Raw genomic sequence first — 21160 nt, forward strand, 5'->3', positions numbered from 1 at the left:
AACGCGACTGCTCGAGTGCGGGTGTCAGGTCGGCCCGGAGGTCACGCGACGTTGAACCCCTTGTCGCGGAGGAACCCCTCGACGCGGCCGCTGTGGTTCCCCTGCAGCTCGATGGCGCCGTCCTCGACGGTGCCGCCGCAGGCGAACTTGGACTTCAGATCGCTCGACAGCGAGTCCATGTCCACGTCCTTGGGATCGAACCCTTCGATGACCGTTACCTCCTTGCCGTACCTGCGCTCGTCGATGCGGATCGAGATCTCCTGGGACTCCTTGGCGACGTCCTCGCAGACGCAGAGTTCCTCAGGCAGTCCGCACGTCGAGCATACCTCGGACATTTCCGGTCGAACGTACAAGAGCGCCGTATTAAATCCTGTCGGGTGTTCGCACGCGGACCGGGACGCCACGGGCGTGCGGCCGATCGGACGCGAGAAGCGACGGCAACCCGGATCCGGCCGGTCACCGCGGCGTGCCGGCCCCGCCCAGCCGTCGCAGGACGGGCGCGTGTTGGCGGATCAGGTCGTCGACCGCCTCGACGGCCCGCCGGGCCTCCGCCTCGTCGACGCCGCCGCCGTAGCGGGCGCGTTCGTACGCGTCGGCGACGGCGCGGGCGCGGTCCCCGAACCGCTCGCCTGCGAGGGCCTCGACGTACTGGCGCGGCGTCTCCCCCGGCCGGCGCGGACGGTAGACGATCGACGCCAGATACTCCAGGCGTCGGAACGCCCGTTCGGCGTCCGTGTTCGGGTCCGCACGCGACTGATGGAGCAGCCAGACGGTCCGCCGAACTCGGTCCGTCAGTCCGAACCGGCGCGCGCCGGCGACGAGTCCGACCAGCGAGGCGACCCCGACGGCGACGTCCTCCCGGGTGGGGGTCCACCCGCCGTCGCCGGCGTCACCGGACCCGCCGCCCGCAGGCGTCGCATTCGCGGTGAGGCCGCCGGCGGCGGTGGCGATCGTCGCGTTTTGGATCCCGCGATCGCCGGGGTCGATCGCGCCGATGTCCGGGGTCGAGCCGGCCGACGCCGTGGAGGCGGAGCCGGGCGTCGCGGTCGCCGTCTCGTAGCTCCCGTCCTCCGAACCCGCGGCGTCGACGTTCTCGGCGCCCTCCTCGCGGGCGGTCTCGACGCTCGCCTGTTCGGCGCTCTCGCGCGGTCCCGACGGCGTCGGGTCGAACCGGACCCAGCCGTGGTCCGGGAAGTACACCTCGACCCACGCGTGCGAGTCGAGGCCGCGGACGACCCACTCGTCCTCGCTCACGCGCTGCCCGGGCGTGTAGCCCGTGACGAACCGCGCGGGCACCCCCTGCGTGCGCAACATCGCGACCATCGTCGTCGCGTAGTAGACGCAGTAGCCCGCGTCCATCTCGAACAGGAAGCTGTCGGCGGTGTTCCCCTGCGGGGCCGGCACGTCCAGCGAGTACTCCTTCGTCCGTTCGAGGTATCGCTCGACGGCGACCGCCGCGTCGTACGGGTTCGACGCGTCGGCCTGCGCGAGCACCTCGGCGGTTCGGTCGCCGACGCGATCGGGGGTGCTCTCGGGCAGTTGGGTGTAGCGCGAGGAGATCCCCGACGGGTAGTCGGTCCCCGCGCGGCGCAGGTCGCCGGTCGTCGCGGTCGGCCGCTGGCTGACGACGGTGTACGTATCGTTCTCCAGCAGCGTCGTGCCCGGCTTGAGCCCGTCGTGGTCGGTCACCTGCGCGGTGTCGGCCGCCCGGCCGCGGAGCTCGACCGGCTTCCACGCCGCCGGCAGCGCGTCGAGCTTCCCACGGGCGGTCACCCGTTGGACCAGCCGCTCGCTCTCGCCTGGCGGCTCGCCGAGCGAGCCGGACGTGTACGGCGTGGTATCGCCCGTCCTGACCCACCTCCCGCCGGTGTACCGGTCGTACGAGCCGACGCGCCAGTACGCGGACTCGTCGGCCTCGACGGTGAACCGGACCTCGGGGGAGAGACGGATGCTCCCGAGCACACCGACGGAGTCGGTGTTCGCGACCAGGCTCGACTCGACGGTCGGCGAGTCGCCGCCGGGGAACACCGGGTTCGACGCGCTCCCGGGGACGACGGTGACGACGGAGGTGACGACGACCATCGCCGCGACGACCACCGCGATCGTGTCCCACTGCGCGAGCACGCCCGCCCGTCCGGCGGCCGCGAGTTGCGAGAAGCCGACCGCGAGGGTGAGCCCGACGGCGGCCGTCAGGCCGACGCCGGCGCTCGCGTCGCCGGTGAGAACGAAGAAGCCGGTCGTGGCCGCGCCGACCGTCGCCGCGGCGGCGTGGCGTCGGCGCACGAGGAGGTACGTCGACAGGAACGTCGGCACCGGAACGAGGAACAGCGCCCACGCGCCGGCGTTGAGCAGCCGCAGCACAGACAGCCCCGTGAGCAGGGCGATCACGTCGGCGGCGACGCGGCCGACGGTGAACAGCGCGCGCGCCGACGGCGGCACCGACAGGAAGTAGCCGATCAGCGCGAGCGCGAGGCCGGCGGCCGTGAGGCCGAGGGCGGTCCGCTGGCGGAGGAAGCCCCCGAGCCACGCCGCCGCCGCCGCGACGACCGCCACCTCCATCAGGAGGAACGTCGCGCCGCCGACCACGTCCACGACGTGGTAGAACACCGCGAGGAACGACGCGATCGCGAGACCCACGCCCAGCGCGGCCGGGGACCGAACCGCCGCGGCGACGGAGTAGCTGCCGGGACCGCCTCCGCCCGCGTCGTCGCCGCTCCGGCGGTCGGCGGCCCCGTCGTCGCCGGTTCGACCGGCGCCCATGCCGCCGAACCGGTCGCCGACGGGGGTGCTCACGCGGTCACCTCCCCGTCGGCCGTGCGCCCGGTTCCGCGGTCGGAGTCCGCGCGCGGGTCCCGCCGCGAGACGCCGTAGGTCACGGGTCGGTCCGAGCGGAAGTCCGCGAACTCGTGGTCCTCCCCGCCCACGGAGACGCGCACGCCGTCGGCCTCGCCGTACACCGTCACGTCGGCGTCCGCGTCGGCGACGCGGCCGGGGCCGATCACCGCGAGCCGTTCGAGCAGTCGCACCTGACTGCCCCGCTCGCCCGTGACGGTGAGCGTTCCGTCGGGCAGCGAGACGTCGACCGGAACGCCGTCCTCGACGAGCGCGAGCGCGAGGCTCGCGGTCGCCTCGGCCATGCCGTCGTCGGCGCCGGGGGCCGCGGCGGCGCCGACGGCGACCGAGACCGCCTCGGTCTCGGCCTCCGCGGAGAACTCCTTGACGATGAGGTCGTCGCGCTTGGCGGTCGACTTCCAGTGGACGTCCCGCAGCGAGTCGCCGCGGTCGTACTCGCGGAGGCGGTCGAACTCGCGGCGCTCCTCGTGGACGCCCGTCTCGTGGAGCGCACGCAGGTCGCGACGGGCCCAGCCGGCGATGGCGTGGACCTCGGGGTAGACGAGCACCTCGCTCGTCGTCGTCGACAGGTCCGTCTCCGCGAGCCCGAGCGCGTCGCGGGCGGTCACCGCCGCCGGACCGAGCCGGTGGCGACCGCGCGACTCGTAGGTCACCTCGTACTCGACCGGAACCGCGCCGACGACGGTCTCGAAGACGAGCCGGTCGGCGTCGATGCCGCCGCCGACGCGCTCGCGGACGGCCCCCGCGAACGGGCGGTCCATCCCCGCCTCGGCGCTCGGACGGGGACCGTCCGGATCGCCGAAGAACAGCCGGACGGGGTAGGTCCGCCCGACGTGGTCGTCCGGCGGTACGTCGCGCGCGACCGCCGGCGGCTCGACCCAGCGGAGCTGGAGGTAGGCGGCGCTCAACGCGACGACAGCGGGCACGACGACGGCGTTGAGCGAGCGCGGGCCGAACGCGAGCCCGGAGACCACGGCGACGACGCCGACCGCGACGACCGCCTTCCCGCGTCGGGTGAGCCGCATCGTTACTCGACGGCCACCGACGAGAGGGCGTCCTCGACCACGTCGAGTCCGGACTCGCTGCCCGTCCGGGGACGGACGCGGTGGGCGAACACCGACGGCGCCTCCGTCTGCACGTCGTCGGGGACGACGTAGTCGCGACCGTCGACGACCGCCCGCGCCTGCGAGGCGCGAACCAGCGCGATGCTGCCGCGGGGACTCACCCCGAGCTGGGCGTGCTCGCGGGTGTACGTCGCGAGGTCGGTGACGTACTCGCGGACCGGCTCGGAGACGCTCACCTCGCCGACGGTCGCGCGAGCGCGACGCAGTTCCGCGGTCGTCGCGACCGACTCCAGCGACTCGATCGGATGCTCGCCGGCCGTGCGACCGAGCATCTCCGTCTCGTCGGCCCGGTCCGGGTAGCCCAGCCGGAGCTTCTTCATGAAGCGGTCGATCTCCGCCAGCGGGAGCTCGTAGGTCCGCCCCGGCTCCACGTCGTTCTGCGTCGCGATGACCGTGAAGGGGTCGGGGAGCCCGCGAGTGACGCCGTCGACGGTGACTTGCCCCTCCTCCATCGCCTCCAGCAGCGCCGACTGCGTCTTCGGCGGCGCGCGGTTGATCTCGTCGCCGAGCACGATGTTGGCGAACACGGGGCCGGGCCGGAACTCGAACTCGCCGGTCTTCTGGTTGTACACGTTGATGCCGGTCACGTCCGACGGGAGGAGGTCGGGCGTGAACTGGACGCGCTTGAACTCGCAGTCGACCGAGGTAGCGAGCGAGCGCGCGAGCATCGTCTTGCCGACGCCGGGCACGTCCTCCAACAGGAGGTGGCCTCGGCCGAGCACGGTCACGAGGATGTGCTCGACGGCGGCGTCGTTGCCGACGATGACACGGGAGACGTTGTCGGCGACGCGGTCGACGAGGTCCGCCGCCTCCGACACGGGGAGCGGGGCGAGTCCGTCCGACCCGCCCGGTTCCGCGCCGTCGCGGTCGACCGCCGTCGCAGCGTCCGCCTCGTCGTCGGCCTCAGGATCGGTCTCGGGTTCCGCCTCCGCGTCGCTCACGCGGCACACACCTCGGCGGAGGAGTACACCCGGATACGAGCCGTCTGGGTGCCGTTCACAGCCCATGTCAGGGGCCGGACGGACCTAACTCTGCCGCATGCGGACGTGTGTCACATCGGAGCGACGGCGCCGCGCTCCGGACCGGTGTCGAGCGCTCCGGATCCGAACGCAGCCGACCGGAGCCGACCGGAGCCGACCCGATCGCTTCGGGTGGAACCCGTCCGACGGTCGTCCGCCGCGCGGCCGGCGGGACGACTGAGAAAACGTTAGGGTGGTCCGATCCCGAGAGGGATCCGATCCGGTTCGATTCATGTCAGACACCCCATACGGTTCGTACGGAGCCGGCTTCGTGGAGCGCGTCGTCGAGGCGGCCGACGGCGTCGAGGCGACGCTCGACGCCGACGCCGGCGCCGAACAGGTCGCGGCGTCGCTGTGTGCGGCGCTGTTCGGCGACGTGCTGGGACACGACCCGGCGGCGTACGAACTGGACGGACGCGTCGCTCGCGTCCGTGACGGCGACGGCGCGGTCGCGGTCACCTTCGCCGCCGTCGGTCGCGACGCCGCCGACGCCGGGGCGGCGGTGGTCGCGGCGTTCGAGGCCGCCAGCGACGAGCCGACGGCGCGATACGTCGTCGCCGGCGGCGTCGACCGACTGCTCGTCTTCGAGCGGGTCGGCGACGGGGCCGTCCATGTGGACGATACCGACGGCGACGCCGGCGGGGACGGCGTGGACAGAGAGACCGTGGACGGGGAGGACATGCGGACCGTCGCGGGGGTGACGGCGGTCACCCACGCCGAGATCCCGCTCGCGAGGATCGTCGCCGCCGGCCGGCAGGGCCGCCTCTCACAGACGCTTCGCCCCGGCCAACAGCTCGCCGTGGCGAAGCTCACGGCGCTTCGCGCCGGGGAACTGTCGGCCGTCGGCGCCGGGGACCCCGACGGGACCCCGACCGATCGCGAGGACGACGGCACCGCGTCCGAACACGAGGCGACCGACGACGGGCCGGGGGCGATCGCCGAGACCCTCCGGGACCGCCTCGACGACCTCCTCGCGCCGGCGGTCGAGGCGGCCCACGCACGCCTCGTCGACGACCTCGACGGCTACGACGACCGGGCGGCGGATCTCCGGGAGGAGGTCCGCGACGCCCGTCGCGGCGACGGCGACGAGACCGCCGCCGGTCCCGCACGGCGACGACTGCTGGCGCACGAGTGCGCCCACGCCGGCGCGCGGGCCCTGCGTGCCGCCTACGGCACGTGGGTCCGCGGCGCGGGGCGGACGGGGTTCACCCCCTCGGAGAACCGTCGGGCGTTCGCCCGCGTCGTCGCGTTCCAGCTCGTGGAGGAGGCGCTGCTGGACCGGACCCTCGCGGGAGCGGGGGTCCTCGACGCGACGCTGACCGGGGATGCCCTCGGCCGCCTGACGGCGTTTGCCGACGACGTGGGCGTCGACCGCGACGCGGGCGACCTGTTCGCGCTGGCCCGCGAGCGCCGGGCGACGGTGTACGACCGACGTGCGCCGGACCTGGCCGGGTGGGCGCTCGACGACGACGGCGTCCGCGAGGCGCTGTCGCGGACCGTCGACGCGCTCGACGTCGCCCTCGCCGACCTCGACGGCGAACCCGACCCGGAATCCGACCCGGACCCGAACCCGACCCGTGCGGCGACCGCGTACGACCGCCTGTTGTCGGCGGCGGATCTCCCCGGAGTCGACACGGACCCCCACGGCGCCGACCGGAACCCTGCCGCTCCGGATCCGCTGTCGGACCCACTGCCGGACGCCCTGCTCGACGCCGCCGGCTATCTCGACTCCGTGGCGGGGGCAGACACCGCCGTGGGCGAGCCGACCGACCTCGGCGGCGACCTCCTCGACCCCGCCGTCGGCGACGGTCGATACCTGCTCGCGGCCGCCGCGCGACTGCGATCCGAACTCGCGGACGTCGATCCCGCCGAGCGACTGCGGGCCGTCCGCGAGCGGCTGACGGGCGCGAGCCCGGATCCCCTCGCGTGTCGCGTGACCGAGACGCGGCTGCTGTTGCAGCTGCTCGACGATTACCGGGCGGCGCGGCAGGAGGGCGACGGGTTCACCCTGGACTCGCTTCCGGTGTACCGGACGGATCCGTTGATCCGCGACGAGCACGACCCCGCCGCGCTCGCACGCGAGGACTACGACTACGTGGTCGGCGCGCCGCCGGCGACGCTGCGGCGCGACGTGGCCGACGGCCCGGTCGCCGACGCGTACGCCGGGTACGAGACGGCGTACTACACCTACGACACCTCCGCGCTGTACGTCGAGCGCGCGAGCGAGTGGCTCGCCGAGAACGGGACGCTCGCGCTCCGGGTCGCGGGGCGCTTCCGCGACACGCGGTGCGGCGAGAAGCTCCGGGAGCGCCTGCCCCAGTGGTACCGGCTGGAGGAACTCAGGGAGGTTCCGGGGGAGGCCGCGGGCGGGACGCCCGTCCTGCTGGTCGCGCGGCGCTTCCGGAGGAACGAGCCGTTCACCGACCCCGAGGAGTACGAGCCGCCGACGTACGGCTTCACGTACGCCGAGGGGCTGGACGACGAGGGCGTCCGCCGGTCGTCGAGCCGGCTGACCGCCGAGCACTGGGACTGGGACGCCGACGGCGACGACGACGAGATCGGGATCTGAGCGGCGTCGGGGAAGCCGAACCGATCGCCTCGGTGCGAAACCCTTTCGCCGCTCGCCCGCCCCCCTCACAGTCGAGAACATGGTCACGGGAGCGCCGGCGACGATGCTCGACCGCCGGGAGGAGCTGACGCCGATGCTCGCGCAGTACGTCGACGTGGCCGAGCGGTACGACGACGCGGTCGTCCTCTTTCGCGTCGGCGACTTCTACAAGGCGTTCTGCGAGGCCGCCGACGAGGTCGCCCGGATCTGCGAGCTCACCCGGATCGAGCGCGAGGACTCCACCGGCACCTACACCGCCTGCGGCATCCCCGTCGACAACGCCCCGAAGTACCTGAAGCGCCTGCTGGACGCCGAGTACCGCGTCGCCGTCGCCGACCAGGTCGAGGACCCCGAGGAGGCCTCCGGTCTCGTCGAGCGCGCGGTCACGCAGGTGCTCACCCCCGGCACCGTCGTCGAGGAGGAACTGCTCGCGGCGGGGTCGAACACCTACGTCGCCTGTGTCGCGACCGCGGCGGGCGGATCCGAGAAGGAGTCCGAAGGGAACCCCGCCTACGGCGTCGCCCACGTCGACGTGTCGACCGGCGAGTGCGCCGTCACCGCCGGCGACGCCGCCGCGGTCGACGAGGAGCTCGCGCGGATCGGCCCCGCCGAACTGCTGTGCGGCCCCGGGGTCGACCCCGCCGTCGTCGACGGCGCCGACTGCATGCGCACTGAGCGCGACCCGGAGACGTTCGAGCCCGACGCCGCCCGCGCCGTGCTCGACCGCTACGCCGAGTCGGAGCGCTTCGACGCCGCCGAGCGCGTCGCCGCCGGCGCGCTGTTGTCGTACGCCGAGTACACCCAGGGCGACGACGGCCCGCTGGAGTACGTCCGTCGCGTCCGACGGTACGACCCCCGGCGCTCGCTGCGGCTGGACGCGACCGCGCTCAGGGGGCTGGAGCTGTTCGAGAACCACGTCGGCTCCGGCCGGACGCTGTTCGACACGATCGACGAGACGCGCTCGGCGCTGGGACGGAGGCGCCTGCGCGCGTGGCTTCGCCGGCCGCTCGTCGACCGCGAGGCCATCGAGGCGCGCCACGACGCGGTCGCGGCGTTCGCCGAGCGAACGCTCGTTCGCGAGGACGTGCGCGAGGCGCTCTCGGCCGCCTACGACCTCGAACGCCTCGCCGGGCGGATCTCCCGGGGGCGGGCGGACGCCCGCGACCTCCGGTCGCTCCACGACACGCTCGCGGCGGTGCCGGCGATCCGCGACGCCGTCGCGGACGTGGAGGCGCTCGCCGAGGTACGCGCCGATCTCGACCCGCTCGACGACCTCCGGGAACTGATCGACGCCGCCGTCGTCGAGGAGCCGCCACAGGAGATCACCGACGGCGGAGTGATCCGCGCGGGCTACGACGACGAACTCGACGAGGTCCGGTCGACCGCCCGCGAGGGACGCGAGTGGATCGCGAACTTAGAGGAACGCGAGCGCGAGCGCACGGGCATCGACAACCTGGAGGTCGGCTACACGCAAGTCCACGGCTACTTCATTGAGGTGACCAACGGGCAACTCGACAGGGTTCCCGACGACTACACCCGCCGCCAGACGCTGAAGAACTCCGAGCGGTTCTACACGCCCGAGCTGAAGCGTCGCGAGGACGAGATCCTCGGCGCCGAGGAGCGCGCGGACGCCATGGAGTACGAGCTGTTCGCCGACCTCCGCGACCGGGTCGCCGAGGAGTCCGACCGGATCGGCGCGCTGGCGGACGCCGTCGCCCGCGTGGACGCGCTTTCGGCGCTCGCGACCGCCGCCGTCGAGCGCGACTACGTCCGGCCCGAGATCGTGGCGGGCGCCGACGCGACCGGCGGCGACACGGGCGACAACGACGACGGTATCCACCTGAAGCGCTCCCGACACCCAGTCGTCGAGGAGACCGAGCCGGAGTTCGTCCCGAACGACGCCGACCTCCCGCGGGGGACCGTCGCGCTGATCACCGGCCCGAACATGAGCGGGAAGTCGACGTACATGCGGCAGGTCGCGCTCGCGGTCGTGCTCTCGCAGGCGGGGTCGTTCGTCCCCGCCGAGACGGCCCGGCTCCCCGTGGTCGACCGCGTGTTCACCCGCGTCGGCGCCAGCGACGACATCGCCGGCGGCGAGTCGACGTTCATGCGCGAGATGCGCGAGCTGACCGACGTGCTCCACGACGCGACCGGCGACTCGCTGGTCCTGCTCGACGAGGTCGGCCGCGGCACGTCGACGACGGACGGCCGGGCCATCGCCCGCGCCGCCGTCGAGTTCCTCCACGACGAGGCCGGCGCGACGACGCTGTTCGCGACCCACTACCACGAGCTGACGGACCTGGCCGACGAACACGACCGGGTCGTGAACCGCCACTTCGCGGCGACCGAGCGCGACGGGGAGGTCACGTTCCTCCACCGGATCCGCGAGGGCGCCGCCTCCTCGTCGTACGGCGTCGAGGTCGCCGACCTCGCCGGCGTCCCCGACTCGGTCGTCGCCCGTGCGCACGACCTCGTCGCCGCCGACCGATCCGACGCGGGCGACCGGTCGGCCGCCGGCGACGACACCGTCGAGGCGACGCCCCAGCGAACCCTCGACGAGATCGCGACGAACGGGCACGACACGTCGTCCCCCCCGGCGGCGTCCGGGTCGCCCCGCCACGACCCCGCGGTCGCCGGCCTCCTCACGGACCTCCGCGACCTCTCTCTCGCGGAAACGACGCCACTGGAGGCGCTGAACAGCCTCCACGAGTTCCAGCGGCGTGCCGAGGAGGCGGGCGACGTCAACCGCGACGGCTACGACGACGACGGCGCCGTACCCGGTGGTGGGGGACAGTGAGCCGCGACACCGAGGCCGACGCACCCGCGGTCCGCGAACTGTCCGAGGACAGCGTCGAGCGCATCGCCGCCGGCGAGGTGGTCACCCGCCCGGCCCGCGTCGTCGCCGAACTCGTGGAGAACGCGCTCGACGCCGGCGCCGAACGGATCGAGGTGGCCGTCGACGGCGACGGGACCGACCGGATCCGCGTCGCCGACGACGGCCACGGCATGAGCCGAGAGAACGCCGTTCGCGCGGTCGAGCCCCACACGACGAGCAAGATCCGCTCGGCCGACGACCTCCGCGAGGCGGCGACGCTCGGCTTCCGCGGCGAGGCGCTCGCCGCGATCGCCGACGCCGGCGACCTCGAACTCGTGACGAGCGACGGCTCGGCGGTCGGAACGCGAGTGACCGTGGCGAGGGACGGAAAGACGGTCGAGGACGCCGGCCGCGCCCGCGGCACCACGGTCGTCGTGACGGACCTGTTCGGCGACCGGCCCGCGCGTCGGGAGTCGCTGGCGTCGCCGGCGCGGGAGTTCGGTCGGATCTCCGAGCTGCTCACCTCGTACGCGCTGGCTCGGCCCGACGTGGCGTTCTCGCTCGAGCACGACGGCCGGGAGACGGCGTCGACGCCAGGGACCGGGCTCCGGGACGCGTTGGTGGCGCTGTACGGCCGCGAGACCGGCGGCGAGTCGACGGCAGTCACCCACCGAGCCGGGGTCGACCTCGTCGACCGAGCGGCGGACCTCTCGGTCGAGGGACGGCTCTGTTACCCCTCCACGACGCGCTCGACGCGCGATCACGTCCACGTCGCGGTGAACGGCCGGCCCGTCCGCGCCGACGACCTCCGTCGGGCCGTCGCTCGCGGGTACGGGAGCCTGCTCCCGAACGGCCGGGAGCCGGTCGCCGTCGTTCACCTCGATCTGCCCGCGTGGGCGGTCGACCCGAACGTCCACCCCGCGAAGGAACGCGTCGCGATCCGCGGCGGCGACGCCGTCGCCGACGCGGTCGAGTCCGGCGTCCGGGAGGCGCTGACGACCGCCGACCTCCGCAGGTCGGGGGAGGTCGCGATGGACCTCGACTCCTCGCTCGCGCCCGTCGAGGCGACCGAGTCGGATTTCGCCGACGCGACGGTGCTCGGTGTCCTCCGCGACCTGTACGTCGTCTGCGAGTCGGGCGGGGACCTGGTGGTGGTCGACCAGCACGCCGCCCACGAGCGCGTCAACTTCGAACGTCTCCGGGCGTCGCTCGCGGAGGAGGCGGTTCCGTCGGCCGAGTTGGACCCGGCGGAGACGGTGACGCTGGACCCGCCGACGGCCGCCGCCGTCGAGGAGCACCGCGAGGAACTGGCGACGCTCGGCTTCTCGGTCGACCCGTTCGGCGGGACGACCTACCGCGTGACGGCGGTCCCGGCGCCGCTGGGGCGCGTCGCCGACGCGGGGACGCTCCGCGAGGTCGCCGCCGACCTCCGCGAGTCGGGCGGACGCGGCGGCGCGGACGCCGTCCGGGACGATCTGCTCGCGGATCTGGCCTGCCACCCGTCGCTGAAGGCCGGCGACGCGCTCGACCGCGAGACGGCGGCGCGGCTGGTCGAGCGACTCGGCGAGTGCGAGCAGCCGTACGCCTGTCCACACGGCCGGCCGACGGTGCTGTCGGTGGCGGCGTCGACGCTGGCGGACGGGTTCGAGCGGCACGGCTCGCGGTGAAAACGGCCCGCGTGGCCGGAACGGGGTCGGCGCCGAGGGTTCGCGCGCGTCACCACTCCTTGCAGTCGACGCAGACGTAGTCGCCGTCGTCGCGCCACCGGCGCGTCACCCGCTCGCCGCAGGCGCCACAGGACGCGCCGTCGGGTGAGTAGTCGTACGTCGGATCGGCGGGATCGACCGCGTCGGCGGGAGGGTCGGCCGCGTCGTCGCCCTCGGCGCCGGCGCTATCGGCGGCGTCGTCGGCTGTGTCGCCCGGATCGCCCGGATCGTCCACGTCGTCCACCGTGTCCGTGTCGTCCGAACCGGTCGAGTCGGTCGACGCGAACTCCTCCAGCGAGTGGTCCTCCGACACGGTCGTTCGGTCCACCGGCGCGAAGTTAACTCCGGCGAGCGACGCCGCGGCGACGGAGGGGGAGGCGGGACCGCCGTCCACGGCCTCACACACATCAACGCTCAAGTCCCCGCGGAACCGAGCGCCGGGTATGGTAACCGTCATCGACTTCATCGTCCGGCTGGTCACCAGCGTCATCGACCTGATCGTCATCTTCGTGACGGACGTGGCGCTCCGGGACCCGCTGTCGTTCGTCTCGTTCCTGTTCGGCGCCGCGTTCGTCGGCGGAGCGTCCGCCTTCCTCGGCTACCTCGCGCTCGGCGCGCTCGGCTACGAGTTCGGCATCGGCAACCTCCCGGCGAAGAGCCGGCAGGTCCGCGGCCGGCGCTGACCCGACGCGACCGACACGACCCGACGCGACCGACACGAAACGATCTTCTCCGCGGTTCTACTCCGTCGCGCGAGCGGCCGCCTCGGCCGCAAGTTCGATCGCCGTGTCGAGATCCGGCCCGAGCGGCGACCCGACGACCAGCGAGTCTGCGTGCTCCAGCACCGCGGCCATCCGGTCCGCGACCGCCGCGGCGTCGCCGGCCATGCAGAACGCGTCGACCATCGCGGGCGTGACCAGCTCGAACGCCTCGGAGAACTCGCCGGCGGAGATCCGGTCGCCGATGTCGCCGGCCAGATCCGCGTCGATCCCGTGGCGGTCCAGCACCGGGGGGGCCGCGCCGGCGGCGATGAACGCGACCGGGGGACGGGCGGCCTCCCGCGCCTCGTCCGGGTCGGCGGCGACGCTGACGGCGGCGTACGCCGCGAGGTCGAACGCCCCGCGCGAGTCCGGACGGTCGGCCTCGCCCTGCTCGACCTGCTCGCGCGCCCACGCGAGGTCGTCCGGGTGCGAGCCGTTGAACAGCAGGCCGTCGGCGTGTTTGCCCGCCATCCGGCACATGTGCGGCCCCTCGCCGCCGACGTACACCGGGATGTCGGCGCCCTGCGGGGGCTCGTAGTTCAGTCCGGCGTCGTCGGCATCGAACGTGGATCCGCCGTCGACGCGCTCGCCGGCCCACAGCTTCCGTGCGGTCTTGAACGCCTCCAGCACGGGGCGAAGGCCCCGATCGTCGTCGAGCCCGAGGTTGCGCAGAGTGGAGGGGTCTCCGGGACCGATACCGAAGACTGCGCGGCCGTCGCTGGCCTCGTCGAGCGTCGCCACCTTCGACGCGAGCGTCGCCGGGTGGAACTCCAGCGGGTTCACGACGCCGGGGCCGAGGCGGGCGTCGTCGGTCGCGGCGGCGAGCCGCGAGAGCACCGAGAACGCGTCGCGGTTGTTGTAGTGGTGAGAGACGAACAGCGAGTCGAAGCCGGCGTCCTCCGCGAGCGTCCCCAGTTCGACCATCCGATCGACCGGGTGCTCGGGCGCGAGTTCGATGCCGAGCATCGGTTCCGTCGCGTCCGCCTGCTCGCCGCCGGCGTCGGCGGAGTCACTCATCGAACTCCCACCCCCGGACCGCCTGGCGGATCAGGTCGCCGTCCACGTCGCGGAAGTGCGCGTCGCTCTCGCCGTGATCGCCCCACTCGAAGTCGCGGACGACGACGACCGGGGTTCCGCCGTCGCCCTCGCCGGCGACGAGGTTCGCGGCGGCGGCGAGTTCGTCGGCGACGTTCTCGACGGTGACGCCGAGTTCGCGGCCGTCCCTGTCCGACTCGCCGCGCCAGTCGCGAGCGGGCGCCAGTCCGGCCCAGCCGACGGCGACGCCGCGCTGGCCGTGTCTGAACGGCCGGCCGCAGGTGTCGGTGACGAGCACCCGGTCGGCCGGCAGCCCCTCCCGAATGCGCTCGGCGGACTCCGACGGTCGCCTCGGCAGGAGGAGGAGGTCGTGCTCGGGGACGTTCGAGCGGTCGATCCCGGCGTTGACGCCGACGTGCCCGAAGCGGGACTCGGTGAGCAGGAACGGCGCCTCCATGATCACCTCGGTCGACTCCTCCAGCACGGCCTGCGCGAACCGGGGGTCCTTCTCGTCGCCGCTGATCTCCTCCAGGCGGGCGGCGATCTCCCGCGCTCGCGGGCCGGCGGGGAAGTCGTCGAGGTCGAACGCCCGGCCCTCGGCCTTCGAGACGATCGTCGAGGCGACACACACCACGTCGTCCGGGCGGAGGTCCACCCGGCCGCGGATCAGCGCCGCGAGGTCGTCCCCCTCCCGGATCTCGGGGAGATCGGGGACGGCGAATAGCTCCATACGACACCTCCGGCCGTCCGCCGCAAAAGCGCGCCGGTGGTGGTACACGTGTCCGGTGTTCGCGTCGATGACGAGGTTGCGGCCGAACGACGCGCCGATGACGATGGGAAGGAGTGATACGCGCCGACCGGATACACCCGGCCGGGCGGCCGTGACGAGGGTTACCCCCACCGAGCCCCGTGTGACGAGGGATTCACCCGAGCCGCCCGATCCCATCCGTCGAGCCGCGGCTCTGCGGCGTACACGGGGGAGTTCGTTGCGTGCTACATCGCGAGTGAGTGCCCCCGTCCTCCTCCGAGAACGTTCGCTGCGAGCGTCGCGTCGGCGACCTACTCGGTCGAGTCGGTCTCGGCGGCCCCCTCGCGAGCGCCGAGGTGGCTCCGCAGGGTGTCCACGTCCTTGTTTCCCGCGCCGGTGTTGAGGAGCACGACCGTGTCGTCCTCGCCGAGGTCGCCGCGCTCGGCGAGCTCGAAGGCTCCGGAGACGGCCGAGGCGCACGTCGCGCCGACCTCGATACCCTCCGTCCGCGCGACCTCGATCGCCGCGTCGAGGATCGCCCCGTCGCTCGTGGCGACCGCGCCGCCGCCGGACTCCGCGATCGCGTCGAGGATCCACGTCGACGCGCCCGGATCCGGGACGGCGATCCCGTTACAGGCCGTGGTGATCTCCTCCCACGCCTCGTGTGCCTCGGCGCCGTCGTCCCACGCGCGGACGACCGGCGCACAGCCCTCGGCCTGCGCGGCGTACATCCCCGGCAGGTCGTCGGTGAACCCCAACTCGCGGAGCTCGAGGGCGGCCTTGTGCATCCCGATCAGGCCGACGCCGCCGCCGGTCGGGTAGACGACCGCGTCCGGCACGTCCCAGTCCAACTGCTCGATCGTCTCGTAGGCCATCGTCTTCTTCACGTCGTGGCGGTACGGCGTCACGAACGTCTTCGTGGAGTACCAGCCGGCCTCGTCGCCCTCGGCGCCCGGCTCCATCGCCGCGGCGTACTCGGCGCCGGCGTCGGTGATCTCGCCCTTCGCGATCCGGAGGTCGCCGCCGTGGACCTCGGTCATCGCCTTCTGCGTGAAGCCGGCGCGGTCGGGGAGGAACACGTGCGAGTCGAGTCCCGCCCGGGCGGCGTAGGCGCTTGCGGCCTGCCCGGCGTTGCCGGCGCTGTTGAGCGCGATCGACTCGGCGCCGTGCTCGACGGCGGCGGTGACGGCGCCCGTCTGCCCGCGGTCCTTGAACGTCCCCGTCGGGTTGCGCCCCTCGTCCTTGATGTAGACGGCGCCGACGCCCATCCGCTCGGCGAGCGTCGGGCACTCGACCAGCGGCGTCGCCCCCTCGCCCATCGAGACGGCGACGTCCTTCGGGAACGGGAGCAGCTCCTCGTAGCGCCACAGCGAGTCGAACGGACGCGACTCGATGTCCTCGCGGGAGAGGTCGACCGCGTCGAGGTCGTACTCGGGGTCGGTGATGCCGCCGCAGTCGGGGCAGCGGTGGGTTACCTCGCTCGGGTCGTGGCGGGCGTCGCAGTCGATACAGCGCAACGCGACGAAGGCGTCGGTGGTTCGCACACGCGCCGTCTCGGCGGGGCGAGACTAACCGCTTGTGCATCCGGCGGTCCGCGGGGTGAAACGGGATCGGTCCCCGAGCGCGCGGCGGTCGCCCCTACTCGACGCGCCGCACGATCCCGCGGACCTCCTCGCGGTACGCGTCGGGCGTGAGGCCGAGGTCCACGTCGACCGTGACGGTGATCGCCTCCGAGAGGTCCCGATCGACCGTCCGGGCGAAGTTCTCCGCCGGGTACGCCCCGCCGGCGATCAGCAGGCCGCCGTCGTGGATCCACGACGCGAGCAGCCCCTCGACGGCGACGCTCCCCTCCTCGATGGTGACCGTCTCGCCGCGCACGTCGAACGACAGCGCGTCGAACTCGAAGGCGGCGCTGTACTCCGTGAGCGAGGCGTCCTCGCCCGTCTCGACGGTGAGCGTTCCCGCGTCGCTGCCCGAGACGTCCGTGAGTCCGGCCGACGAGAGCTGCGACTCGAACTGGCCGCGCGCGACCTCGCCCGCGCGGTCGGCGAGTTCCTCCCGCGCCGACTCCAACGGGATGTCTGCGAGGTTCGGCGAGAAGGCGATCCGGCTGGCGAAGACGTTCGAGAGCGGCGCGTCGATCGCCCCCAGGGTCCGCTCGGAGACCGCGGCGCGCAACGCCGCGTCGTCGTACACGCGGGTGACCGCCGTCGCGGTCACGTCGACCCCGCCGACGGTCCGCGAGAGCACCTCCTCGGTGTCGGCGCGCGTTCGCTCCCATCCCCCCTCGTCGAGCCGGTCATCCGGTGTCCGCGGCGGTCGGACGGTCCCCGACGCGGTCCCGCAGCCGGCCAGCCCCGCGACGCCGGCGGCGGCGGCCCCCGCGAGGAATCGTCGTCTGTCCATGGTCGTCGGGGCGCCCGTCCGACACAAAAGCGCGTCGTCGCGCGTATCACCCCCGATAGCGGCCGATCCGTTCCCCGTCCGCGGCGCCCGCGAGCGTACGAGCGCTTTTGCCCGTCCGGTCCCGCGGTCCGGTATGGAGTTCGGCTTCGAGCTGGCGCTGTGTGCCCATCTGGAGCACGCGACCGACTGGGTGCTCGCGCGCCAGCTCGGCGGCGCCGTCGCGGCGCCGGGGAGCCGCGTCGTCGACGTCGTCGGCCTCGTGCCCGGCCCCGCGTTCGACGACCGCGCCCGCATCACCGACCGAACGATCCCGCCGAAGGCGGTCGAGTCGACGGCGGGCGTCGGGGAGGCGGTCCCCGTCGCCGAGGCGGTCGACGCGCACCCCGACCGCGCCCGCGGGATCGCCGACGCCGCCGTCGACTGCGGCTTCTTCGCCGAGGAGCGCCGCGGGGGCACGCGCCACGTCCGGAAGGCGACGCGCTACCCCGACGACTGGTTCGACGAACTCGTGGCCATCGAGAACAAACCCGACCTCGGCCGGCCGGGCGACCTCCGGCGACAGCTTCGGGTCGACACGAGCCTCGCGCTGTTCGACCGCGTCGTGCTCGCGACCGAGAGCCACGTCACCGGCGCGCACCTGAACCGGATCCCCGAGACGGTCGGCGTCTGGCGCTTCCACCCCGACACGGGCGACCGCGAGGTGGTCCGCGAGGCGACGAGCCTCGACCCCGACGCCCCGGGCGTAGAGCTGCTCGCCGAACACCCCGGTCGGACGGACGTGGCGGTCGTCGACCCCGCCGAGAAGGCCGCGAAGCGGCGACGGATCGCGGAGCGGGCCTACGGCAAGGGGTGGCGGACGTACGCGTTCCCCGGCTGCGGGAACTGCGAGGCGACCGAGGACGGTCGCCCGCGCTGCGCGCACTTCGACCGCGTCGTCGACCCCGCGAGCGACTGCGGGGAGTCGTGCTCCGGGTGGACGGCGGACGACGCGGCGGCGACCGCCGCGGACGGCGACGCGCTCCGCGCGGAGCGCACGCCGTGGGTCCGTGACCCGCCCGGGGTGGTCCGGCGACAGACCGGGCTGGACCGGTTCGGGTAGCCGACGGCGACGCGCCGGTGGCCGCTGCTGTGAGGATTCGGGAAACAGTCGCATCTTTTCACACCGTCCTCGAAACGGACGGCCGTTCGATCGATCAGGGGGGGACGACAATGGATCAGGGGGGACGTCCGATCACGACCGACGCGGCGCTTCGACTGCTCGCGGAGCGACAGCGACGCGCCGTCGTCCGTCGTCTGGCCGACGCGGAGGAACCGGTCACCGTGGAGTCGCTGGCGGCGTCGCTCGCCACGACGACGAGCGACGTCGCCGGCGTCCGGATCGGGTTGCGACACAGCCACCTCCCGAAGCTACACGACGCCGACGTGATCGACTACGACGCCGAGGACGGGACGGTTCGGCGCGGCCCCCGCTTCGACGCGGTCGCCTCGCTCCTCCGGACCGTCACGGCCCACCGAGAACTCGGTGACGGATCGGACCGGTCCACGAGCGAGTGACGACGGCGGGCGTCATCGGAGGTCAGCCCGACCGCGCTATCGGTTCACTCGTCCACGGAGTCGAGCGCGATCACGCCGTCGCGGCCGACGCTGACGACGACGCCGGCGTACTCGAACTCGATCCGGAGCGACGACGACGCGTCGCCGCTCACCAGCGCCTCGAGGGCGTCGACGTCGACCGACCGTTGCAGCGGCGGGAGCCTCGTCGAGGGGAGCCCAGTCGCCTCCGACACCGCGGAGACGATCTCGACGCACGGCTCTGTGTCGCCGCACCAGACCGCCTCGCTCATCGTTCTCTAACCGTTGTCGGCGCGACGCCTGGTCGAAAGCCACGATCGTAGTCGTCCATCGTGGAGGGGATACCCCGTCAGCAGGGATAACGTTGTTGTGAATTTTTGAGTAACAAAGCCGATCGCGGGCCGGCGCGTCCAGACGCGGTCGGTCGTCGAGCCGAGCGTGCCGCTCGCGGGCCGACTCGGCGGCCTATCGAGAACGACCCGAGGTGGGAGTTCTCGGCGCGGGGCGACAGCGAGGTTGGGACCAGAACTGCGACCCCGCGCCACGAGGAACGAGTGATGGGCCGCATATAGTTTTGTTGTGATTAATCGAGTGAATTCTATTCCGAGAGCTAACAGCAGAGAGGACACACCCACGAAGCCGATTGATATGTGTAACTCGAACGATCACAACCGAGCGTCGAACGCGGACGGGTGATCGAGGTCGGCTCGCGTCGCGAGGCTACTATATTCCCGGAACGAGAAGCGGGCGTGTCGTACCGAGGTTGGGACCCATGAACGACAGCACCCATCGACGGCAGGCGATCGAGTTGTTGCAACAACTCGGGCTCAAGGAGTACGAGGCGAGGTCCTTCGTCGCGCTGGCGCGGCAGCGACAGGCCACGGCCAAGGAGATCAGCGACACCTCGGAGGTGCCCCGAACGCGCGTCTACGACGCGATCCGCGTGCTGGAGGCGAAGGGGCTCGTCGAGACGCAACACACCAACCCGCAGGTGTTTCGGGCGGTGTCGATCGACGAGGCGATCGGGACCCTACAGACGGAGTACGAGCGACGGACCGAGTCGCTGCGCGACGCGCTCGACGGGCTCGAACCGCCCGACGACGACGAGGGGACGGAGGTCACCCACGAGGTGTGGGCGCTGTCGGGCGAGCAGGGGATCACGAGCCGAACGCGGCAACTCGTCGAGGGCGCGGAGCGGGAGATCGTCGTCGTGATCGGCCACGACGGAGTGGTCACGCCCGAACTGATGCGGCGGCTCGACGCCGCACACGACCGCGGCGTCGACCTGCTCGTCGGCGCCGCCTCGGCGGAACTGGCCGCGACCGTCCGGGAGTCGCTCCCCGATGCCGAGGTGTTCGTCTCCGGGCTCGACTGGCTCAGCGGGGCCGCCACGAGCGACGACACCACCGAGATCAGCCGCCTCGTGCTGGTCGACCGCGAGGCGATCCTCGTGAGTTCGTTCACCGCCGGCGCGGCCGGCCGCGACCACGAACTCGGCGTGTTCGGTCGCGGGTTCGACAACGGGCTGGTCGCGATCGTCCGTCGGCTGATGGCCACCCGCCGCGGCTTCGGCGAGGAGGCGACGCCGGAGGACTAGCCGTCGTCCGGGCGAGTCACGACGGGATCGCGTCGAGACCGAACGCCGGCCCGCGGGAGCGTCGCCTCGCGTCAGTGGATGTCGGTGCGCTCGAACCGCCACAGGCCGAGCACCAACGGTGTCACCGCCCACGCCGCCAGCACGACGAAGCCCATCCAGTCGTCGAGGTACCACGCGCTCCCCTCCGGATAGAATGTTATCTCCCCGTACTCGGGAACGAACACCTGCACGGCGTGCATGAACGCCGTCGAGGGGTTCGCCAGCCCGAGGAACTTGAACCAGTCGGGGAGTCCCGTTTCCGGGATCTCGTTGCCGTAGATCACCAACTGCAGCATCAACAACAGCACGTCCCACCCGAGGAGGAACAGCGCGTAGAGGCCGCCGGCGCCGGCGAACGCGTTCATTCGGGTGCGCATCGCCGCCGAGAACCCCGTCGCGAGCGCGACGTACACCGCGCCGTAGAACACCGTGAGTACGGTGTACAGCGCGAACACCCGTAGGTCGAACGACTCGTACGTCGCCAGCGCGATGCCCCCGGCGACCGCGTAGCCGACGCCGATCGCGACCGTGATCACCCCAGTCCGACCGATCACCTTCCCGAGAACGGCCTCCGCGCGGGTGTTCGGGAGCCCGAGGAGGAGCCGGAGACTGCCGTCCTCGCGTTCACCCGCGAGGGTATCGTACGCGAGCAGCAGCCCGATCAGCGGGACGAGGAACACCGTCGGCTGGCGCATGCTGTTCAACAGGGCCAGCGTGTTCGGGTCGACCGCGCTGTCGCGGTAGATCGGGGGGATCCACTGGATCGCTGCCAGCAACGCGCCGAACGCGACGAACACCGCCGTGGTCGACAGCAGCGCGAACGACCGGATCGAGTCCTGGAAGTCCTTCCGGACGACGGCGCGGAGGGCCATACGCG

Annotated in this window: 18 protein-coding genes; 7 read left to right on the forward strand and 11 right to left on the reverse strand. The window is 72.8% G+C overall.

Going from position 1 to position 21160, the window contains the following annotated elements; all coding sequences use genetic code 11:
* Window positions 1-41: 41 nt before the first annotated feature.
* The 4 genes from yciH to GRX01_RS01910 all read right to left on the reverse strand — a co-directional run bounded on the left by yciH (window position 42) and on the right by GRX01_RS01910 (window position 4918).
* The gene (gene yciH, locus GRX01_RS01895; RefSeq protein ID WP_073307091.1) at window positions 42-335 is read right to left on the reverse strand and encodes a stress response translation initiation inhibitor YciH; all 294 of its coding nucleotides are present in this window, start codon (window positions 333-335) and stop codon (window positions 42-44) included.
* A gap of 121 nt (window positions 336-456) precedes the next feature.
* Window positions 457-2793: a DUF3488 and transglutaminase-like domain-containing protein gene (locus tag GRX01_RS01900; protein WP_321167861.1), complete on the reverse strand. Its 2337-nt coding sequence runs from the start codon at window positions 2791-2793 to the stop codon at window positions 457-459.
* Window positions 2790-3878 (reverse strand): DUF58 domain-containing protein, encoded by a 1089-nt coding sequence (locus GRX01_RS01905; RefSeq protein WP_159662835.1) that lies wholly within the window; start codon window positions 3876-3878, stop codon window positions 2790-2792. The genes GRX01_RS01900 and GRX01_RS01905 overlap by 4 nt, the downstream gene beginning before the upstream one ends.
* Before the next feature lie 2 nt (window positions 3879-3880).
* The gene (locus GRX01_RS01910) at window positions 3881-4918 is read right to left on the reverse strand and encodes an AAA family ATPase (protein WP_394351351.1); all 1038 of its coding nucleotides are present in this window, start codon (window positions 4916-4918) and stop codon (window positions 3881-3883) included.
* Between the two features lie 310 nt (window positions 4919-5228).
* Here GRX01_RS01910 and GRX01_RS01915 point away from each other — a divergent pair, with 310 nt between their 5' ends.
* The 3 genes from GRX01_RS01915 (at window position 5229) to mutL (ending at window position 12086) form a co-directional block, all read left to right on the forward strand.
* On the forward strand, window positions 5229-7565 hold the full coding sequence (locus GRX01_RS01915; protein ID WP_159662839.1) for an Eco57I restriction-modification methylase domain-containing protein: 2337 nt from the start codon (window positions 5229-5231) through the stop codon (window positions 7563-7565).
* 103 nt (window positions 7566-7668) lie between these two features.
* Window positions 7669-10401 carry a DNA mismatch repair protein MutS gene (mutS, locus tag GRX01_RS01920; protein ID WP_233740807.1) on the forward strand — a complete coding sequence of 911 codons (2733 nt, stop codon included), beginning with the start codon at window positions 7669-7671 and terminating at the stop codon, window positions 10399-10401.
* Window positions 10398-12086 carry a DNA mismatch repair endonuclease MutL gene (mutL, locus tag GRX01_RS01925; protein WP_321167862.1) on the forward strand — a complete coding sequence of 563 codons (1689 nt, stop codon included), beginning with the start codon at window positions 10398-10400 and terminating at the stop codon, window positions 12084-12086. The genes mutS and mutL overlap by 4 nt, the downstream gene beginning before the upstream one ends.
* A 49-nt stretch (window positions 12087-12135) precedes the next feature.
* On the opposite strand, the gene GRX01_RS01930 is transcribed toward mutL, so the two are convergent.
* Window positions 12136-12543, reverse strand: a complete 408-nt coding sequence (locus tag GRX01_RS01930) for a DUF7573 domain-containing protein (RefSeq protein ID WP_233740808.1) — start codon at window positions 12541-12543, stop codon at window positions 12136-12138.
* A 25-nt stretch (window positions 12544-12568) separates the two neighbouring features.
* Between GRX01_RS01930 and GRX01_RS01935 the strand changes: the two genes are divergently transcribed.
* On the forward strand, window positions 12569-12808 hold the full coding sequence (locus GRX01_RS01935) for a hypothetical protein (protein WP_159662843.1): 240 nt from the start codon (window positions 12569-12571) through the stop codon (window positions 12806-12808).
* Between the two features lie 57 nt (window positions 12809-12865).
* Here GRX01_RS01935 and GRX01_RS01940 read toward each other — a convergent pair whose 3' ends face one another.
* The 4 genes from GRX01_RS01940 to GRX01_RS01955 all read right to left on the reverse strand — a co-directional run bounded on the left by GRX01_RS01940 (window position 12866) and on the right by GRX01_RS01955 (window position 17075).
* Window positions 12866-13852, reverse strand: a complete 987-nt coding sequence (locus GRX01_RS01940) for a 5,10-methylenetetrahydromethanopterin reductase (RefSeq protein WP_159663273.1) — start codon at window positions 13850-13852, stop codon at window positions 12866-12868.
* Between the two features lie 43 nt (window positions 13853-13895).
* On the reverse strand, window positions 13896-14651 hold the full coding sequence (locus GRX01_RS01945; RefSeq protein ID WP_159662845.1) for a coenzyme F420-0:L-glutamate ligase: 756 nt from the start codon (window positions 14649-14651) through the stop codon (window positions 13896-13898).
* Between the two features lie 329 nt (window positions 14652-14980).
* Entirely contained in the window at window positions 14981-16213 is a 1233-nt protein-coding gene (locus tag GRX01_RS01950; protein WP_321167863.1) for a threonine synthase, read from the reverse strand.
* Window positions 16214-16307: 94 nt separating this feature from the next.
* Window positions 16308-17075, reverse strand: a complete 768-nt coding sequence (locus GRX01_RS01955) for a DUF6517 family protein (RefSeq protein ID WP_159662847.1) — start codon at window positions 17073-17075, stop codon at window positions 16308-16310.
* A gap of 133 nt (window positions 17076-17208) precedes the next feature.
* Here GRX01_RS01955 and GRX01_RS01960 point away from each other — a divergent pair, with 133 nt between their 5' ends.
* On the forward strand, window positions 17209-18174 hold the full coding sequence (locus GRX01_RS01960; protein ID WP_159662849.1) for a DUF5787 family protein: 966 nt from the start codon (window positions 17209-17211) through the stop codon (window positions 18172-18174).
* A 110-nt stretch (window positions 18175-18284) separates the two neighbouring features.
* Complete coding sequence (locus GRX01_RS01965; RefSeq protein ID WP_159662851.1) at window positions 18285-18629, forward strand: DUF7344 domain-containing protein; 345 nt, start codon at window positions 18285-18287, stop codon at window positions 18627-18629.
* 44 nt (window positions 18630-18673) lie between these two features.
* Here GRX01_RS01965 and GRX01_RS01970 read toward each other — a convergent pair whose 3' ends face one another.
* A complete protein-coding gene (locus GRX01_RS01970) occupies window positions 18674-18919 on the reverse strand; it encodes a HalOD1 output domain-containing protein (RefSeq protein WP_159662853.1) in 246 nt (81 codons plus the stop codon).
* 500 nt (window positions 18920-19419) lie between these two features.
* Here GRX01_RS01970 and GRX01_RS01975 point away from each other — a divergent pair, with 500 nt between their 5' ends.
* Entirely contained in the window at window positions 19420-20244 is an 825-nt protein-coding gene (locus GRX01_RS01975; RefSeq protein WP_201289473.1) for a TrmB family transcriptional regulator, read from the forward strand.
* A gap of 71 nt (window positions 20245-20315) precedes the next feature.
* Here the strand turns inward: GRX01_RS01975 and GRX01_RS01980 are convergent, their stop codons facing one another.
* Window positions 20316-21155, reverse strand: a complete 840-nt coding sequence (locus GRX01_RS01980) for an ABC transporter permease (RefSeq protein ID WP_159662855.1) — start codon at window positions 21153-21155, stop codon at window positions 20316-20318.
* Window positions 21156-21160: the final 5 nt, after the last annotated feature.

It is taken from the genome of Halobaculum saliterrae (assembly GCF_009831625.1).
GTDB classification, from domain to species: domain Archaea; phylum Halobacteriota; class Halobacteria; order Halobacteriales; family Haloferacaceae; genus Halobaculum; species Halobaculum saliterrae.

Excerpts from the sequence above, each read along its gene's own strand:
- yciH (WP_073307091.1), bottom strand. The coding sequence starts at position 335 with ATGTCCGAGGTATGCTCGACGTGCGGACTGCCTGAGGAACTCTGCGTC.
- GRX01_RS01905 (WP_159662835.1), bottom strand. The coding sequence starts at position 3,878 with ATGCGGCTCACCCGACGCGGGAAGGCGGTCGTCGCGGTCGGCGTCGTC.
- GRX01_RS01915 (WP_159662839.1), top strand. The coding sequence starts at position 5,229 with ATGTCAGACACCCCATACGGTTCGTACGGAGCCGGCTTCGTGGAGCGC.
- mutS (WP_233740807.1), top strand. The coding sequence starts at position 7,669 with ATGCTCGACCGCCGGGAGGAGCTGACGCCGATGCTCGCGCAGTACGTC.
- GRX01_RS01935 (WP_159662843.1), top strand. The coding sequence starts at position 12,569 with ATGGTAACCGTCATCGACTTCATCGTCCGGCTGGTCACCAGCGTCATC.
- GRX01_RS01940 (WP_159663273.1), bottom strand. The coding sequence starts at position 13,852 with ATGCTCGGCATCGAACTCGCGCCCGAGCACCCGGTCGATCGGATGGTC.
- GRX01_RS01945 (WP_159662845.1), bottom strand. The coding sequence starts at position 14,651 with ATGGAGCTATTCGCCGTCCCCGATCTCCCCGAGATCCGGGAGGGGGAC.
- GRX01_RS01955 (WP_159662847.1), bottom strand. The coding sequence starts at position 17,075 with ATGGACAGACGACGATTCCTCGCGGGGGCCGCCGCCGCCGGCGTCGCG.
- GRX01_RS01960 (WP_159662849.1), top strand. The coding sequence starts at position 17,209 with ATGGAGTTCGGCTTCGAGCTGGCGCTGTGTGCCCATCTGGAGCACGCG.
- GRX01_RS01965 (WP_159662851.1), top strand. The coding sequence starts at position 18,285 with ATGGATCAGGGGGGACGTCCGATCACGACCGACGCGGCGCTTCGACTG.
- GRX01_RS01970 (WP_159662853.1), bottom strand. The coding sequence starts at position 18,919 with ATGAGCGAGGCGGTCTGGTGCGGCGACACAGAGCCGTGCGTCGAGATC.
- GRX01_RS01975 (WP_201289473.1), top strand. The coding sequence starts at position 19,420 with ATGAACGACAGCACCCATCGACGGCAGGCGATCGAGTTGTTGCAACAA.
- GRX01_RS01980 (WP_159662855.1), bottom strand. The coding sequence starts at position 21,155 with ATGGCCCTCCGCGCCGTCGTCCGGAAGGACTTCCAGGACTCGATCCGG.